Origin of the sequence: Streptomyces sp. NPDC059696, from assembly GCF_042733745.1 — a bacterium.
In the GTDB taxonomy this organism is placed as follows: domain Bacteria; phylum Actinomycetota; class Actinomycetes; order Streptomycetales; family Streptomycetaceae; genus Streptomyces.
Map to the genome: position 1 here is coordinate 1 of NZ_JBHWFG010000006.1, position 16,210 is coordinate 16,210.

Consider the following 16,210-nt stretch of genomic DNA (forward strand, 5'->3'; position numbering starts at 1 on the left):
CGCCCGGTTACATTCCGAACCCGGAAGCTAAGCCTTACAGCGCCGATGGTACTGCAGGGGGGACCCTGTGGGAGAGTAGGACGCCGCCGAACAATCTTTGGAAGGACCCTTGGTCCCAGCGTTCAGCTGGGACCAAGGGTCCTTTTTGTTTTTGCAGTGCGCGCTGGGCACCCGGCTGCGCGAGAATGACTTGCGGTACCGAAGACAGGAGTCACCATGTCCACCAACTCTCCCGAGGACCGACCGGAGCGCGACCAGCGGCGACGGGAGGGCGACCGGAGCGACCGGCACGACCGCGGCGGTCAGCGCGGGGGCCGCGGAGACCGTGGAGACCGTGGAGACCGTGGAGGCTTCCGTCGCGACAACGATCGTGGCGGCAACGACCGTGGTGGGTACGGGCGTCGCGAGGGCGACCGTCCCGACCGCGGGGACCGTCCCGACCGTGGTGACCGTGGCGGTTTCCGGCGCGATGACAACCGTGGTGGCGGGTACGGTCGGCGTGACGACCGTGACCGTGGTCCGCGCAGGGACGATCGTGGTGACCGGGGTGGATTCCGCCGGGACGACCGTCGTGACGACCGCGGTGACCGTCCCTCCTTCCGCCGCGAGGACAGGCGCGACGACCGGCGCGACGACAGGCGTGACGACCGACGCGATGAGCGGCGTGGCGAGCGGCGCGAGGGCGACCGTGGCGGATTCCCCCGTCGCGACGACCGGGACCGTGGCGGCTTCCGTCGCGACGACAACCGTGACCGCGGCTTCCGCAGCGACGACCGCGACCGCGGCGAGCGTGGCGGATTCCGCCGGGACGACCGCGGGGGCTTCCGAGGCCGTGACGACCGGCGTGACGACCGGCGTGACGACCGGCGTGACGACCGGCGTGACGAGCGCCGTGGGGACGATCGCGGGGAGCGCGGTGGCTTTCGGCGGGACGAGGGCGGCCGAGGCGGACGTCCCGGTTTCCGGCGTGAGGACGGCCCCCGCGGCGACCGTGGCGACTTCCGTCGGGACGACAACCGTGGTGACCGCGACAGCAGGGGCGACCGTGGCGACCGCGGTGCCTTCCGCGGGCGCGAGGACCGCGGCGGGCGCGGCCCCCGGCGTGACGACCGTGGCGACCGCGGCTTCCGTCGTGACGGCGATCGCCGTGACGGAGACCGGGGCGGGTTCCGTGGCCGCGAGGACCGGCGCGGCCCGGGCCGGTTCCGTGACGATCGCGACCGCGACAGGGAGCCGATCAAGCGGCTGCCGATCCCCGAGGACGTCACCGGCGAGGAGATCGACAAGGACGTCCGGCAGGAGCTGCAGAGCCTGCCCAAGACGCTCGCGGACGACGTCGCGCGGAACCTGGTGATGGTGGCGCGGCTCCTCGACGAGGACCCCGAGGGCGCGTACGGCTACTCCCGGGTGGCGCTGCGGCTGGCGTCGCGTGTCGCCGCCGTGCGGGAAGCCGCCGGGTTCGCCGCCTACGCCAGCCAGAAGTACGGCGAGGCGCTGGCCGAGTTCCGGGCCGCCAAGCGGATGACCGGGAACATCGACCTCTGGCCCGTCATGGCCGACTGCGAGCGCGGTCTCGGCCGGCCGGAGAAGGCGCTGGACATGGCCGGTGCGCCCGAGGTGCACAAGCTCGACAAGGCCGGCCAGGTCGAGATGCGGCTCGTCGCGGCCGGTGCGCGGCGAGACATGGGACAACTGGACGCGGCCATCGTGACGCTGCAGAGCCCGGAGCTGGCCGCGAACTCCGTGCAGCCCTGGACGGCGCGCCTCAGGTACGCCTACGCCGACGCGCTGCTCGCCGCCGGGCGGGAGAGCGAAGCCCGGGAGTGGTTCGCGAAGGCCGTCGAGGCCGACCGCGACGGCAGCACCGACGCCTCGGACCGGCTCGCCGAGCTGGACGGTGTGGAGTTCATGGACGCCATGGTCGAGGACGACGGGGACGAGAACGACGGGGACGAGAACGACGAGGCTCCGGCCACGCCCCAGGCGGACGACGACGAGGGCGAGAACCAAAAGGACTGACGCCCGCACAGGGCATCGGAGCGACCAAGCCCCCGAGTCCGTAAGCAGCTGAGTAGCTGAGTAGCTGAGTAGCTGAGCAGCTGAGCAGCTGAGCAGCAGCGGACAGCAGTACAGAAGGTGGACAGCAGTACAGAAGAAGGGGCGGGATCCCGGCCGTGAGGCGCTGGGGTCCCGCCCCTTCCGCGTGTCCGGGCCGGTTCGGAGCCGCGTCAGAGGTCCAGCGCCCGCAGGACCAGGCCCGTCGCCGGTTTGGGACCGAACGACGTCGACTTGCGGGGCATCGTCACGCCCTGGCGGGCCAGCTCGCGTACGACCTCCTCGCGGACCGGGTGCATCAGGACGGCCGTTCCGCCGTCCCGTTCCGCCTTCTCGACTGTCGCGGCCGTGTCGTGGATGTAGGCGATGTGGGCCGGGGAGTCCTCGGGGATGCGCCAGACGTGGTCGAGGAGCGTGGCGTGCAGAACCGTCGCGTCCAGGGTGCGCCAGGCGGTGGGGCGGTCGGCGGGCACCGTACGGGCCAGCAGGTCCGGGTCCGGGTGGTCGACGAGGTGGAACGCGCCGTCGCCGGCCAGCAGGAAGGCGTTGCCGGCGCAGGCCGCGTCGGCCAGGGTCTCCAGGGCCTCGGACAGCGGGACGTCGAGGCGGCGCACGCGGAAGCGGCCCTCCAGGGCGGCCACGGCGTCGGCGACCGGCAGGTCGTGCAGGAGGCGGTGGATGGCGCGGACGCGCAGGGGATAGCGGGCCGTGTCGACGAGGAGGACCAGGCCGTGGTCCCAGGGGCTGGGGGAGGGGTGCTCCGCGCGGAGGCGGCGGTAGGTCGCCCAGCGGTGGTGGCCGTCGGCGATCAGAGCCTGGTGCCGGCCGAGGTCCCTCTGGATCGTCGCCAGGTCCTCGGGGGCGGTGACCGACCACAGGCGGTGCCGGAAACCGTCCTCCGTGGTGGTGGCCAGGAGCGGCGGCAGGGTCGCGGTGCGTTCGATCAGATCGGCGGTGGCGGTCGTCGCCCCGTCGCCGCGGTAGGTGAGCAGGAGGGGTTCGAGATTGGCCGAAGTGGCACGCATGAGGGCCGCGCGGTCGGCGACGACGTGGGGCATCACGTCCTCGTGCGGGAGCACCAGCTGCTCGGCCGGATCGGACACGCGCAGGGCGCCGATGATGCCGCGTTGCAGCATGCCGTCGCCGTCCTGCTGCTCGTAGACGTAGAGGCCCGGTTCCGGGTCGGTGGTCAGGATGCCCTCGGACAGCCAGCGGCGCAGGGTGTCGGCGGCCCGCTCGTTGCGGGCGCTGGGTGTGGCGGCCTGGGGGAGGATCAGGCGGACGATGTTGTAAGGATCGGCTGATTCGAGGTGGTGCAGGCCGTCGGGGCGCACCACGACGTCGTACGGGGGAGATGTGACGGCGGCAAGGCTGCCGACCCGGTCGGGGTCGTAACGAAGGCCTCGGAACGGGGTGAGTTCCAGGCCTCGGTGCGTCGTTGCCTCCGAGTGACCTGCTGAGTTCATCCCGGCATCGTACGGCTGTCGGTGGCATGGGGGATGATCGGGGGAAAGCCGTCGAACGAGGAGCGATGCGGGATGAGCCGAAGCGTCAGGACGAGGCCCGAGGGCAGTGGGCAGGCCCTGAGCGAGGCGTACGACACGGCGCTGCTCGATCTCGACGGTGTCGTGTACGCGGGCGGGAGCGCGATCGCGCACGCGGTCGAGTCGCTGGCCGCGGCCCGGGAGGGTGGGATGCACCTGGCGTACGTGACCAACAACGCGCTGCGGACCCCGGACACCGTGGCCGCGCATCTGACCGAGCTGGGGATACCGACGGGCGCGGAGGACGTCATCACCTCGGCGCAGGCCGTCGCGCGGCTGATCAGCGAGCAGGTGCCGAAGGGCGCGCGGGTGCTGGTGATCGGCGGTGAGGGGCTGCGGGTGGCGCTGCGCGAACGCGGGCTGGTGCCCGTGGAGTCGGCGGACGACGATCCGGTGGCGGTGGTGCAGGGTTACGGCGGGCCCGATCTGCCGTGGGGGCGCTTCGCCGAGGCTTCCTACGCGGTGGCGCGGGGCGTGCCGTGGTTCGCGTCCAACACCGACCTGACGATTCCGAGCGGGCGGGGCATCGCTCCGGGCAACGGGGCCGCGGTGGAGGTCGTCCGGATCGCCACGGGTGCCGAGCCGCAGGTCGCGGGCAAGCCGCTGCCGCCGATGCACCGCGAGACCATCCTGCGGACCGGGGCGCGGCGGCCGCTGGTGGTCGGGGACCGGCTGGACACGGACATCGAGGGCGCGTTCAACGGCGAGGTGGACTCGCTGCTCGTCCTGACCGGCGTGACCGACGGCCCTCAGCTGCTGGCCGCGCCGCCGCAGCACCGGCCGACATATGTGGACGCCGATCTGCGCGGGATGCTCGGGGGTCAGCCGGAGGTCGTCGACGCGGGTGAGGGCGCGTTCCGGTGCGGTGGCTGGACGGCGAGGTCGGGCGCGGACCGGCTGGAGCTCGGCGGGGAGGGCGAGGCCCTGGACGGTCTGCGCGCGTTGTGTGCCGCGGCGTGGACGGCGGCCGGTGAAGGTGTGTGCGAGCTGGACGGCGGGAAGGCGCTGGCGCGGCTGGGTATCTGAGCGCCTGTCAGTGCCCGGGCGGGACCGGGGGCGGGGCGGGCCTCCGCATCGTGCCTGGATGCGAGGGTAGGCTAACCTAACTGCGTGTTGGTCGAGAGTCCCCCCGAACAGAGCGCGGAGACCGCCCCCGCGCCCCCGGCCCGACGGGCGGTACGAGCCTTCGGGCTGCTGCTGTCCGTGGCGATCCTGGTGCTCGTCGCGCTGGCGAGTATCGCGATCGGGGCGAAAGAGCTGTCCTTCGGGCAGGTCTGGCACGGCCTGTTCGAGGACTCGGGGACCTACGGCGACGTCGTCGTGGCGGAGCGGCTGTCGCGGACGCTGCTCGGGCTGCTGGCGGGCGCGGCCCTCGGTCTGGCCGGGGCGGTGCTGCAGGCCCTCACCCGCAATCCGCTGGCCGACCCCGGACTGCTCGGCATCAACGCGGGCGCCTCCGCCGCGGTCGTCACGGCCATCACGTACTTCGGGGTCACCTCGCTCAGCGGTTACGTCTGGTTCGCGTTCTTCGGCGCGGCCGCGGTCGGGGCGCTGGTGTGGTTCCTCGGCGGCAGCCGGGGTGCCACGCCGGTGCGGCTCGCGCTCGCCGGCACGGCCATCAGCGCCGCGTTGTACGGCTACCTGCAAGCCGTGATGATCATGGACGAGGCGGCGCTCGGCAAGATGCGCTTCTGGACGGTCGGTTCGCTTTCCTCGGCGACGAACTCGACCATCACGCAGGTCCTGCCGTTCCTGCTGGCCGGTATGGTCCTGGCGCTCGTCCTGGCCCGGCCGCTGAACGCGATGGCCATGGGCGACGACACCGCCAAGGCCCTCGGCGCCGACCTCAACCGCACGCGGGCGCTGTCCATGCTGGCCGCGACCGTACTGTGCGGGGCCGCGACCGCCGCCTGCGGACCGATCGTGTTCGTCGGGCTGATGGTGCCGCACGTGGTGCGCTCCTTCACCGGGCCCGACCTGCGCTGGATCCTGCCGTACGCGGCGGTCCTGTCGCCCGTGCTGCTGCTCGGCGCCGACGTCCTCGGCCGCATCGTGGCCCGGCCCTCGGAACTCCAGGTGGGCATCGTCACCGCCGTCCTCGGCGGGCCGGTGTTCATCCTTCTCGTACGACGGCGGAGGACGGCTCAGCTGTGAAGACCACCAACCGTGCCGTGCGGACCGGCGGGCTCTCGATACGCCTGGACGTGCGGGCCGTCACCGTCGTGCTCCTGCTGCTGGTCGCGGCGCTCGTGGCGAGTGTCGTGCTCATCGGCACCGGCGACTTCCCGATCCCGGCCGCCGATGTGCTGCGGACGCTGGTCGGCGAGGGCAATCCGGGCCAGGAGTTCATCGTCAACGAGCTGCGGCTGCCGCGGGTCCTGGTCGGGCTGCTGGTCGGCGCCTCGCTGGGCCTCGGCGGCGCGCTGTTCCAGGCCATCTCCCGCAACCCGCTGGGCAGTCCGGACGTGCTGGGCCTCGGGCAGGGGGCGACGGCCGGCGCGCTGGTGGTGATCGTGCTGACCTCCGGCAGCGCGAACCAGGTCGCCGCCGGGGCACTGGTGGGCGGCCTGGTGACCGGCCTCGCCATCTACGTGCTCGCCTGGAAGCGGGGTGTGCACGGCTACCGTCTGGTCCTGGTCGGCATCGGCGTCTCCGCGATCGTCACGGCCGTCAACGGCTATCTGCTGACCAAGTCGGACATCGTGGACGCCGCCCGCGCGGTCGTGTGGATGACCGGCTCTCTCGACGGCCGGGACTGGGCCCAGGTGTGGCCGCTGCTCGCGCTGACCGCCGTGCTGGTGCCGCTCGTCCTGGTCAACGCGCGCGGGCTGCGGATGATGGAGATGGGCGACGACGTGTCCTACGCCCTCGGGGTGCGGGTCGAGCGGGTACGGCTGCTGCTCATGGTCGCGGCCGTGCTGCTCACCGCGTCCGCCACCGCCGCGGCCGGGCCGGTCAGTTTCGTGGCGCTCACCGCACCGCAGCTGGCCCGGCGCCTGACCCGCTCGCCCGGGCCCAACCTGCTGGCCTCGCTGTGCATGGGCGCCACCCTGCTGGTCGTCGCCGACTGGGTCTCGCAGCGGGCGTTCGGCGCCGAGCAGCTGCCCGTGGGCGTGGTGACCGGTGTGCTCGGCGGGGTCTACCTGCTGTGGCTGCTGGTCGGCGAGCGCAGGGCGGGCCGGATATGAGCAGCCGGTTGGAGAAGAACACCAGCGGACTGAACTACCAAGGGAGCCCCGTGAACCGCCTGTCCGCCGAGAACGTCACCCTCGCCTACGACCAGCGGGTCATCGCCGAGCAGCTGTCGGTGGAGATACCCGACCGGTCGTTCACGGTGATCGTCGGCCCGAACGCCTGCGGCAAGTCGACGCTGCTGCGGGCGCTGTCGCGGATGCTCAAGCCGAGCGAGGGCCGGGTGCTGCTCGACGGGAACGTCATCCAGTCGATGCCGGCGAAGAAGGTCGCGCGCACCCTCGGGCTGCTGCCCCAGTCGTCCATCGCGCCCGACGGCATCACCGTCGCCGACCTGGTCGGCCGCGGCCGCTACCCGCACCAGGGCCTGCTGCGCCAGTGGTCGGCCGACGACGAGCGGGTCGTCCAGGACTCCATGCGGCAGACCGGCGTCGCCGAGCTCGGGGACCGCTACGTCGACGAGCTCTCCGGCGGCCAGCGCCAGCGCGTGTGGATCGCCATGGCCCTCGCCCAGCAGACGCCCCTGCTGCTGCTCGACGAGCCCACCACGTACCTGGACATCCAGCACCAGATCGACGTGCTGGACCTGTGCGCGGAGCTGCACGAGGAGCAGGGGCGCACGCTCGTCGCCGTGCTGCACGACCTGAACCACGCCGCCCGCTACGCCACCCACCTCATCGCCCTGCGCGAGGGCCGGGTCGTCGCCGAGGGCGCGCCGAAGGACATCGTCACGGCCGAACTGGTCGAGGAGGTCTTCGGGCTGCGCTGCCAGGTGATCGACGACCCGGAGACGGGCACACCGCTGGTCGTGCCGGCGGCCCGCAAGGCCCGCGTTCCGAGTGCGGCCGGGCAGGCACGGCAGTGAAGGCCGCGGCTACAGGAGCTTCCTGAGCTGGAACAGGTCCCGCACACCGGCGTGCAGCTTCACCCGGCCCGAGCCCCAGGCCTTGGCGAAGTTCAGCTCGCCGCCCACCAGGGCCACCAGGTCGTCACCGGTCATGGCGAGTCTGATCTCGGCCTTGCCGGGCGGCGGGCCCTGCACGGTGTCGTGCACCTCGATCCGCCCGCCCCGCATGCGGCCGACGAAGGTGATGTCGAGGTCCGTGATGTGGCAGCTCACCGAGCGGTCCAGGGCCGCGGCGTCGCGGACGTCCCCTTCGGCGCGCTGCATGGTGTCCGAGAGCTTGTCGAGTGCGCTGCGGCACTCCTCGATCGTGGCCATCGCGGTCGACGGTACCGCAGCGGTTCGCGGTAGCGTCGGGGCATGGACGACGCAGTTCCCGAGGCCCCTCCGGCGGCGGAGGAGGAGCCGGCGTACGACCCTGCCGCCCCCGCGCCCCTGAACGTGCCCCGCACGCCCACCGGCGACCCCGGGGTGGACACCGCCCTGGACCGGCTCGGCGACGCCGACCACCTCGCCACGGACGGGCATCTCGAGGTGTACGAGGATGTACACCGGGGGCTGCGTGACGCGCTCACCGCGCTCGACGTACGCCCGGGACCTCCGGTGCCCCCGACGCCGCACGCACCTAGGAGCTGAACCGAACGTGGCAGGAGTCGCACGTCGCCGTCTGGACGCGGAGCTGGTCCGCCGGAAGCTCGCGCGCTCGCGTGAGCACGCCGCGCAGCTGATCGCCGCCGGCCGGGTCTCCGTCGGCAGGACCGTCGCGACCAAATCCGCCACGCAGGTGGAGACCGCGGCCGCGATCGTGGTCGCCCAGGACGACGACGATCCCGACTACGTCTCGCGCGGCGGCCACAAGCTGGCCGGGGCGCTCGCCGTCTTCGGGCCGCGAGGGCTGGCCGTAGAAGGGCGCAGGGCGCTCGACGCGGGCGCGTCCACCGGCGGTTTCACCGATGTGCTGCTGCGCGCGGGCGCGGCCCACGTCGTCGCCGTGGACGTCGGATACGGACAACTCGCCTGGTCTCTCCAGAAGGATGAACGCGTCACCGTCAAGGACCGTACGAACGTACGCGAGTTGACGCTTGAAGCGATCGATGGGGAGCCAGTGGATCTTGTCGTGGGGGACTTGTCCTTCATCCCGCTCGGGCTGGTCCTGCCCGCCCTGGTGCGGTGCGTGAAGCCGGACGCCGATCTGGTGATGATGGTCAAGCCGCAGTTCGAGGTGGGCAAGGAGCGCCTCGGCAGCGGGGGAGTGGTCCGCAGTACCCAACTGCGGGCCGATGCGGTCCGGGGGGTGGCCGAGAAGGCCTGGGGGCTGGGGCTCGGGGTGCAGGGCGTGACGGCCAGTCCGCTGCCCGGCCCGTCGGGGAATGTCGAATACTTCTTGTGGCTGCGGTCCGGGGCACCGGAACTGGACCCGGCCGAGGCAGACCGTGCAGTGGCGGAGGGGCCGCGTTGACCGAGAACCGAGCTCGTACTGTTTTCCTGCTCGCCCACACGGGGCGGCCCGCCGCCGTGCGCAGTGCCGAGCTCGTGGTGAAGGGCCTGCTGCGCTCCGGACTGGGCGTGCGCGTCCTGGAGGACGAGGCGCGGGACCTGCCGCTGCCGGACGAGGTGGTGCTGGTCAAGGAGGCGACCCCGCAGTGCCTCGACGGGTGCGAGCTGCTGATCGTGCTGGGCGGCGACGGCACGCTCCTGCGCGGCGCCGAGTTCGCCCGGGCCTCCGGCGTGCCGATGCTCGGCGTCAACCTCGGGCGGGTCGGGTTCCTCGCGGAGGCCGAGCGGGACGACCTCGACAAGGTCGTCGACCGGGTGGTGACCAAGGCGTACGAGGTCGAGGAGCGGATGACCGTCGACGTCGTCGTGCACCAGAACGGCGACATCGTGCACACGGACTGGGCGCTGAACGAGGCGGCCGTGCAGAAGGTGTCCGCCGAGCGGATGCTGGAGATCGTCCTGGAGATCGACGGCCGGCCCGTCACGGGCTTCGGCTGCGACGGGATCGTGTGCGCCACGCCCACGGGGTCGACGGCGTACGCCTTCTCGGCGGGCGGGCCGGTGGTGTGGCCGGAGGTCGAGGCGCTGCTGATGGTGCCGATCTCCGCGCACGCGCTGTTCGCGAAGCCTCTGGTGACATCGCCGGACTCGGTGCTGGCCGTGGAGGTTCTGCCGCACATTCCGCCCGGGGTGCTGTGGTGCGACGGGCGGCGGACGGTGGAGCTGCCGGCGGGGGCGCGGGTGGAGGTGCGGCGGGGGGCCGTGCCGGTGCGGCTCGCCCGGCTGCACCACGCGTCGTTCACGGACCGGCTGGTGGCGAAGTTCGCGCTGCCGGTTTCCGGGTGGCGGGGGGCGCCTCACTAGCGGGCCCTGGGGGCGGTCCCGGAGCGTCGGCGGGTGCGGGTGGATTGTGGTTGTTCGCGCGGTTCCCCGCGCCCCTGGGCCCGGTCCACTCGCGTGGGTGACAAGGGTGGGCAGGTCGCACTTCTCCGCCCCGACCTCGTAAGGTCGTGTCCGTGTTGGAGGAGATGCGGATACGGTCGCTGGGCGTGATCGACGATGCTGTCGTCGAGCTGTCGCCCGGGTTCACCGCGGTCACCGGTGAGACGGGTGCGGGCAAGACCATGGTGGTCACCAGCCTGGGGTTGCTGCTGGGCGGGCGGGCCGACCCGGCGCTCGTACGGATCGGCGCCGGCAAGGCCGTCGTGGAGGGGCGCATCACCGTCCCCCGGGACGCCTCGGTCGCCGTACGCGCCGAGGAGGCCGGGGCCGAGCTCGACGACGGGGCCCTGCTGATCAGCCGGACCGTCTCCGCCGAGGGGCGCTCACGGGCGCACCTGGGCGGACGCAGCGTGCCCGTGGGCGTCCTGGCCGAGCTCGCCGACGAACTGGTCGCCGTGCACGGTCAGACCGACCAGCAGGGGCTGCTCAAGCTGTCCCGGCAGCGGCAGGCGCTCGACCGGTACGCGGGCGACGCGGTCGCCGGGCCGCTGGCCAAGTACGGCGAGGCCTACAAGCGGCTGCGGGCCGTGACCGCCGAGCTCGACGAGATCACCACCCGGGCGCGGGAACGGGCCCAGGAGGCCGACCTGCTGCGCTTCGGGCTCGACGAGATCGCCGCCGTCGAACCCCGCGCCGGCGAGGACGTGGAACTGGCCGGGGAGGCGGAGCGGCTCGGGCACGCCGAGGCGCTGGCATCGGCCGCCGCGGCCGCGCACGCCGCCCTGGCGGGCAATCCGGAGGACCCCGAGGGCGTCGACGCCGGGACGCTCGTCGCGGGCGCGCAGCGGGCCCTGGACGCCGTACGGTCGCACGACTCGGCGCTCGCCGCGCTGGCCGACCGCGTCGGGGAGATCGGGATCCTGCTGCGGGACGCGGCGGGGGACCTGGCCGGGTACGCCGACGATCTGGACGCCGATCCGCTGCGGCTCGCGGCTGTCGAGGAGCGGCGGGCCGCGCTCACCGGGCTGACGCGCAAGTACGGCGAGGACATCGCCGCCGTGCTGGCCTGGGCCGAGGAGAGCGCCGCGCGGCTCACCGAACTCGAGGGCGACGACGAGCGGATCGGGGAGCTGACGGCCGAGCGGGACGCCCTGCGGTCCGAACTGGGCGGGCTGGCGCAGGCCTTGACGGACGCCCGCACGGAGGCCGCCGAACGGTTCGCCGCGGCGGTGACCGCCGAGCTGGCCTCGCTGGCCATGCCGCACGCGCGTGTGTCCTTCGACATCCGGCAGACCGAGGACCCCGACGGCGTCGAGGTCGGCGGCCGTTCCGTCGCCTACGGTCCCGCGGGCGCCGACGAGGTCGAGCTGCTGCTGGCCCCGCATCCGGGCGCACCGCCCCGGCCCATCGCCAAGGGCGCGTCCGGAGGTGAGCTGTCGCGGGTGATGCTGGCGGTGGAGGTCGTGTTCGCGGGCACGGACCCGGTGCCGACGTACCTGTTCGACGAGGTCGACGCGGGCGTCGGCGGCAAGGCGGCGGTCGAGATCGGCCGCCGGCTGGCCCGCCTGGCGAAGTCCGCACAGGTCGTGGTCGTGACGCACCTGCCGCAGGTGGCCGCCTTCGCCGACCGCCAGCTGCTGGTCGAGAAGACCAACGACGGTTCCGTGACCCGCTCCGGCGTCAAGGTCCTCGAGGGCGAGGACCGGATCCGGGAGCTGTCCCGCATGCTCGCCGGCCAGGAGGACTCCGAGACGGCCCGCGCGCACGCGGAGGAACTGCTGGCAGCGGCCCGCGCGGACGCCTGACCCGCCCGCCGGAGTGCGGGCGCCGTCCCGGCCACGCCCTTCGATGCCGGCCGCCCCTCACCGGAGTGCGGGCGCCGTCCCGGCACACGCCCTTCGGTGCCGGCCGCCCGTCCTGGCGGAGGCCACTGTCACCGGCGGGGAGCGGTGGGTCGGTTCGGCTTCTCGTGGGGTGAAGCGGGCGTCGGATGTGCGATTGCTTCGCCGCGAGGACTTCTTCACTCGTGTGGGTGACCTGCTTCCGTCGGCCCCCCGTGCGCCCGGCGCTCCCGCTTCAGTGGTGTTCCCGGAACCCCCCTTCGTCCTGGCATCCTTGGCGGAGTACGCGTGGGAAACCGCGTCGTGACCGCCCGACCCGAACCAGGAGCCCGGCCACGTGACCCCCGTGAGCAGCCACTCACCGCATGGCCAGTCGCCGCTGCGCACCGTGCAGGTGCTGGGCGGAGGCAACGCCGCCAGCAGTGCGCATGTGCGCTCGCTGGCCGCGGGGCTCGTCGCGCGGGGCGTGAAAGTCACGGTGTGCGCCCCCTTTGAGGCCGATCGCGCCTATGACTTCAGTGGCGTCGGCGCCGACCACGTGCACGTGCCGCGCAGCAGTGACCCGGTGTCGGTGGCGGCCCTGCGCGCGGCCTGTGCCCACGCCGACCTGGTGCACGCGCACGGACTGCACGCCTCCTTCCGCGCCGTGCTCGCCCTCAGCGGCCGGCGGGTGCGCACCCCGCTCGTCGTGACCTGGCACGACCGGGCACACGCCGACGGCGCCCGTGCCCACATGCTGCGGGTGCTGGAGCGCAGGGTCGTGAAGGCGGCCACCGTGGTGCTCGGGACGACCTCGCCGCTCGTGGACCGCGCACGGCTCACCGGCGCACGGGACGCCCGGCTCGCCCCCGTCGCGCTGCCCGGCCCCAAGAGGCCCCTCGAACCCGACGACCCCGACCGGCTCCGGCCCAAGGTGCGCGCCGAACTCGGCGCCATCGGACGGCCGCTGCTGATGGCCGTCGGCTCCCTGGAACGACACCGTGGCTACGACGTCCTGCTGGACGCCGCGCGCGTCTGGCGCCGGCTCGATCCCGTGCCCCTGGTCGTCATCGCCGGGGAAGGGCCGCTGCGCGGTGAACTCCAGGGCCGCATCGAGGAGGAGGGCCTGCCGGTCCGGCTCATCGGGCGGCGCGACGACGTCACGGACCTGCTCGCCGCCGCCGACCTGGCCCTGCTGCCGAGCCGTTGGGAGGCCCGCTCCGTCCTCGCCCAGGAGGCCCTCCACGCGCGCGTGCCGCTCGTCGCGACCGACGTCGGCGGCATCCCCGAACTCGTCGGCGACGCGGCCGAACTCGTCCCGTACGGCGACGCGAAGGCCCTCGCCGACGCCGTCGTACGGCTGCTCGGCGACCGGGCGCACAGGGACCTGCTGACGGCCCGGGGCACCCGGCAGGCCGCCACCTGGCCGACCGAGGACGAGACGGTCGCCCAGGTCCTCAGTGTGTACGACGAGTTGACCCAGCCCCGCCCCCTCGCCTAGAGCCCTACGTCACGTGCCTGCGGGCCCGCAGGGCCAGGCTCAGGGCCAGCACCGTCTGCGGGTCGTCGAGGTCCGTGCCCAGCAACTCCCCGATGCGCGCCAGACGGTTGTACAGGGTCTGCCGGTTCAGGTGCAGCTCCCGGGCCGTCTCCGCCTTGCGCCCCGCATGGGCCAGGTACGTCGCCAGCGTGGGCAGCAGCGGCGGCCGGGAACGCCGGTCGTGCTCCAGCAGCGGGCCGACGGCCCGGTCCACGAACGCCGCCAGGTCCGGATGGTCGCGCAGCCGCCACAGCAGCAGATCGATGTCCAGACGACGGGCGTCGTACCAGGGCCGGTCCGCGAGGCCCTGGGCCGCCGTGGCCGTCTCGGCCGCGTGCCGCAGGCCCGAGGCGGCCGCCTGCCAGCCACCGGCCATCCCCACGACCACCACGGGCGGCTGCCCGCCCGGCCGCGCCATCCCGGCCCGTTCCACACCGGCACGCAGCGCCGCCGCGACCCGGTCCGCGACCGCGGCCCGATCCGACTCCGCGCGCAGCCCGAGCAGCACCAGCACCCGGCCCTCCACCGGCCGTACGCCGAGCAGGACCGGCACGCCGACCGCGGCCAGCTCCTCCGAGATGGCCCGGGCCGGCACGCCCCAGCCGCCCCCGCCCGGGGCCAGGGCCTCCCCGAGCCGCATGACCACCGGCAGCAGCGGCCCCTCGCCCGGCCGGAAACCCAGCACCCGGGCCTGCGCCGGGGCGTCCTCGGGCGTGACGCGGCCCTCGGCCAGATCGGTGAGGAAGTCGCCCCGCCCGCGCGCCGCCAGCTCCTCCTCCTGGCGGGCCTGCATCAGCACCACGGCCAGGATGCCCGCCGCCCGCTCGGCCGCCATCCGGTGCACCGGCGCCAGGGACGTGCGCACCGGCAGCAGGACCAGACGCGCCCGGACACCCCCGCTGCCGGGCCCGCCGCCCGGCACGTCCACCAGGACCGACCCCGCGAGCGGCGGCTCGTCCTGGTGCTGGCCGCGCAGCCCCTCCCACACCTGGAGCGGGTCCGCGCCCTCGGGACCGGCCCCCGCGGCGTACAGCAACCTTCCGTCCGCCGTCTCCAGGAACACGGGGTTGGCGGCGAAGTCGGCCAGGATGCCGAGCACCTGGGGCACCCCGCCGCCGCCCAGCACGGCCTGTGTGCACCGCCGGTGCACCTCCTCGGCCCGCTGGAGCAGGGCGTAGTGGCCGTTGACGATCTCGGTGTGCACCTCCTCGGTGACCGTGACGAACGCCACTTCGCGGTGCAGCTGGACCAGGGGCAGCCCGGCCGCGCGCGCCGTGTCGACGAGGGCCGCGGGCAGGCGGGTGAAGCGCGGACCGAGCTCCACGACCAGGGCGGCGATGCCGCGTTCGGCCAGGGTGCGCACGAACGCCCGCTGTTCGGCGGGGCGGGTGCCCAGGCCGTAGCCCGTGGTCAGCAGCAGTTCACCGCCCTTGAGCAGCGAGGCGATGTGCGGCACCTCTCCGGCGTGCACCCAGCGCACGGTCCGCCCGAGCCGCTCGCCGCCCGCCAGCACCTCGGGGAGCCCGCTGCGCAGCCCCGGCAGCTCCAGCGCCCGCCGTACGGTGATCCCGGCGCCCTGGGTGTCGTGCGCGCTGTCCGTCCCGCTGTCCATGGGCCGGACGCTACCCGTGCGGGTGCCTCCCGGACATCTCCGGAGGGGCGCGCGGACGATCTTCGCCCGGATCCCTCCGCGCCGCTCCCGGATTACGGGGTGACCGGCCGGGTACGGACGCCGTCATGGACATGAGCGTGGTCGCCGTGGGGCGGGAGGACGACAGTCCGGTCGAGGAGCCGTTGCGGGTCGCGGTGCTCGCCGACCGGCTCGGGTACCGGGAGGTGTGGGCGGGCGAGGGACCCACGTGGGACTCGTTCGTCCTGGCGGCGGCGATCGGTGCGGCCACCGAACAGGTCGCGCTGACCGCCGGGCCCGTGCCGGTGTCGGTGCGCGACCCGCTGACCATCGTCCGGGGCGCCGCGTCCACGGCGGCCGTGACCGGGCGGCCCGTGGGCGTGGCCCTGGGCACCTCCAGCAAACGTGTCGTCGAGGGCGTGCACGGCCGTCCGCGCACCCGGCCCGCCGCCGCCCTCGAGGAGTCGGCGGCGGTGGTGCGGGCGTTGATGCACAGCGTGCCCGGGGAGCCGATCGTGCCCGGCAGCGGCTTCCCGCGCCGGCTGCCGCCGCCCGGCGGCATGGTCACGGTCGCGGCGTTCGGGGAGCGCGCGGTCGCCGCGGCCGTCGCGCACGCCGACCGGATGCTGCTCGACATCGTCTCGCCCGAGCAGGTCCGCATGCTGCGGGCCCGGATGCTCGCCGCGGCCGGGAAGGCGGGCCGTACACCGCCCCGGCTGGCCGCCTGGCTGCCCGCCGCCGTGGATCCCGGACCGGAATCGCTCACCCAGGTCCTGCGCAGCGTCGTCGGCTACCTCGCCGTGCCGGGCTACAGCGACATGTTCGTCGACGCGGGGTTCGCCGAGGTCGTCGAACTGGCCGCGAAGGGCGCCGACCCGGACACCCTGCTGCGGGCCCTGCCGCCCGAGGCCGCCGGCACCGTCGCCCTCGTGGGCGACGCCGGCACCGTCCGCGCCCGCATCGCCGCCTACGCCGAGGCCGGACTCGACGAGATCGCCCTCGTCCCGGCCACGGCGGACGATCCCGCGGGCGAACGCACCCTCACGGCCCTCAGGCCGGAGTAGCCCCGGCGCGGGCCGCGGTGAG

15 protein-coding genes and 1 rRNA gene are annotated in these 16,210 nt (G+C 73.9%); 13 read left to right on the forward strand and 3 right to left on the reverse strand.

All coding sequences use genetic code 11. The features are described 5' to 3' along the window. The 3 genes from rrf to ACFV20_RS08060 all read left to right on the forward strand — a co-directional run. Positions 1-92 (forward strand): 5S ribosomal RNA (gene rrf, locus ACFV20_RS08050); the annotation flags it as partial. Positions 93-334: 242 nt separating this feature from the next. After that, complete coding sequence (locus ACFV20_RS08055) at positions 335-1,354, forward strand: hypothetical protein (protein ID WP_385654325.1); 1,020 nt, start codon at positions 335-337, stop codon at positions 1,352-1,354. Next, positions 1,246-2,019, forward strand: a complete 774-nt coding sequence (locus ACFV20_RS08060) for a tetratricopeptide repeat protein (protein ID WP_385654302.1) — start codon at positions 1,246-1,248, stop codon at positions 2,017-2,019. Before ACFV20_RS08055 ends, ACFV20_RS08060 begins: the two co-directional genes overlap by 109 nt. Before the next feature lie 209 nt (positions 2,020-2,228). On the opposite strand, the gene ACFV20_RS08065 is transcribed toward ACFV20_RS08060, so the two are convergent. Beyond that, the gene (locus ACFV20_RS08065) at positions 2,229-3,521 is read right to left on the reverse strand and encodes a DUF1015 domain-containing protein (protein WP_385653757.1); all 1,293 of its coding nucleotides are present in this window, start codon (positions 3,519-3,521) and stop codon (positions 2,229-2,231) included. A 72-nt stretch (positions 3,522-3,593) separates the two neighbouring features. On the opposite strand from ACFV20_RS08065, the gene ACFV20_RS08070 reads away from it, so the two are divergent. The 4 genes from ACFV20_RS08070 to ACFV20_RS08085 all read left to right on the forward strand — a co-directional run bounded on the left by ACFV20_RS08070 (position 3,594) and on the right by ACFV20_RS08085 (position 7,656). Then, complete coding sequence (locus tag ACFV20_RS08070; protein ID WP_385653760.1) at positions 3,594-4,625, forward strand: HAD hydrolase-like protein; 1,032 nt, start codon at positions 3,594-3,596, stop codon at positions 4,623-4,625. Positions 4,626-4,709: 84 nt separating this feature from the next. Then, on the forward strand, positions 4,710-5,753 hold the full coding sequence (locus ACFV20_RS08075) for a FecCD family ABC transporter permease (protein WP_385653761.1): 1,044 nt from the start codon (positions 4,710-4,712) through the stop codon (positions 5,751-5,753). Then, complete coding sequence (locus tag ACFV20_RS08080; protein ID WP_385653764.1) at positions 5,750-6,787, forward strand: FecCD family ABC transporter permease; 1,038 nt, start codon at positions 5,750-5,752, stop codon at positions 6,785-6,787. The genes ACFV20_RS08075 and ACFV20_RS08080 overlap by 4 nt, the downstream gene beginning before the upstream one ends. Then, positions 6,784-7,656 (forward strand): ABC transporter ATP-binding protein, encoded by an 873-nt coding sequence (locus ACFV20_RS08085; RefSeq protein ID WP_385653767.1) that lies wholly within the window; start codon positions 6,784-6,786, stop codon positions 7,654-7,656. Before ACFV20_RS08080 ends, ACFV20_RS08085 begins: the two co-directional genes overlap by 4 nt. Positions 7,657-7,665: 9 nt before the next feature. Here ACFV20_RS08085 and ACFV20_RS08090 read toward each other — a convergent pair whose 3' ends face one another. After that, positions 7,666-8,013, reverse strand: coding sequence for an SCP2 sterol-binding domain-containing protein (locus tag ACFV20_RS08090; RefSeq protein WP_385653769.1), 348 nt, complete (start codon positions 8,011-8,013; stop codon positions 7,666-7,668). A 42-nt stretch (positions 8,014-8,055) separates the two neighbouring features. Between ACFV20_RS08090 and ACFV20_RS08095 the strand changes: the two genes are divergently transcribed. The 5 genes from ACFV20_RS08095 to ACFV20_RS08115 all read left to right on the forward strand — a co-directional run bounded on the left by ACFV20_RS08095 (position 8,056) and on the right by ACFV20_RS08115 (position 13,455). Next, positions 8,056-8,331 (forward strand): hypothetical protein, encoded by a 276-nt coding sequence (locus ACFV20_RS08095; protein ID WP_385653772.1) that lies wholly within the window; start codon positions 8,056-8,058, stop codon positions 8,329-8,331. A 7-nt stretch (positions 8,332-8,338) separates the two neighbouring features. After that, positions 8,339-9,154 (forward strand): TlyA family RNA methyltransferase, encoded by an 816-nt coding sequence (locus ACFV20_RS08100; RefSeq protein WP_385653773.1) that lies wholly within the window; start codon positions 8,339-8,341, stop codon positions 9,152-9,154. Beyond that, positions 9,151-10,056: an NAD kinase gene (locus ACFV20_RS08105; protein ID WP_385653775.1), complete on the forward strand. Its 906-nt coding sequence runs from the start codon at positions 9,151-9,153 to the stop codon at positions 10,054-10,056. Before ACFV20_RS08100 ends, ACFV20_RS08105 begins: the two co-directional genes overlap by 4 nt. Positions 10,057-10,220: 164 nt before the next feature. Then, positions 10,221-11,939 (forward strand): DNA repair protein RecN, encoded by a 1,719-nt coding sequence (recN, locus tag ACFV20_RS08110; RefSeq protein ID WP_385654305.1) that lies wholly within the window; start codon positions 10,221-10,223, stop codon positions 11,937-11,939. A 373-nt stretch (positions 11,940-12,312) separates the two neighbouring features. Beyond that, positions 12,313-13,455 carry a glycosyltransferase family 4 protein gene (locus tag ACFV20_RS08115; protein ID WP_385653776.1) on the forward strand — a complete coding sequence of 381 codons (1,143 nt, stop codon included), beginning with the start codon at positions 12,313-12,315 and terminating at the stop codon, positions 13,453-13,455. Between the two features lie 4 nt (positions 13,456-13,459). On the opposite strand, the gene ACFV20_RS08120 is transcribed toward ACFV20_RS08115, so the two are convergent. Continuing rightward, on the reverse strand, positions 13,460-15,106 hold the full coding sequence (locus ACFV20_RS08120) for a PucR family transcriptional regulator (RefSeq protein WP_385653778.1): 1,647 nt from the start codon (positions 15,104-15,106) through the stop codon (positions 13,460-13,462). Positions 15,107-15,231: 125 nt separating this feature from the next. On the opposite strand from ACFV20_RS08120, the gene ACFV20_RS08125 reads away from it, so the two are divergent. Continuing rightward, positions 15,232-16,188 (forward strand): LLM class F420-dependent oxidoreductase, encoded by a 957-nt coding sequence (locus ACFV20_RS08125; RefSeq protein ID WP_385653781.1) that lies wholly within the window; start codon positions 15,232-15,234, stop codon positions 16,186-16,188. Positions 16,189-16,210 lie beyond the last annotated feature (22 nt).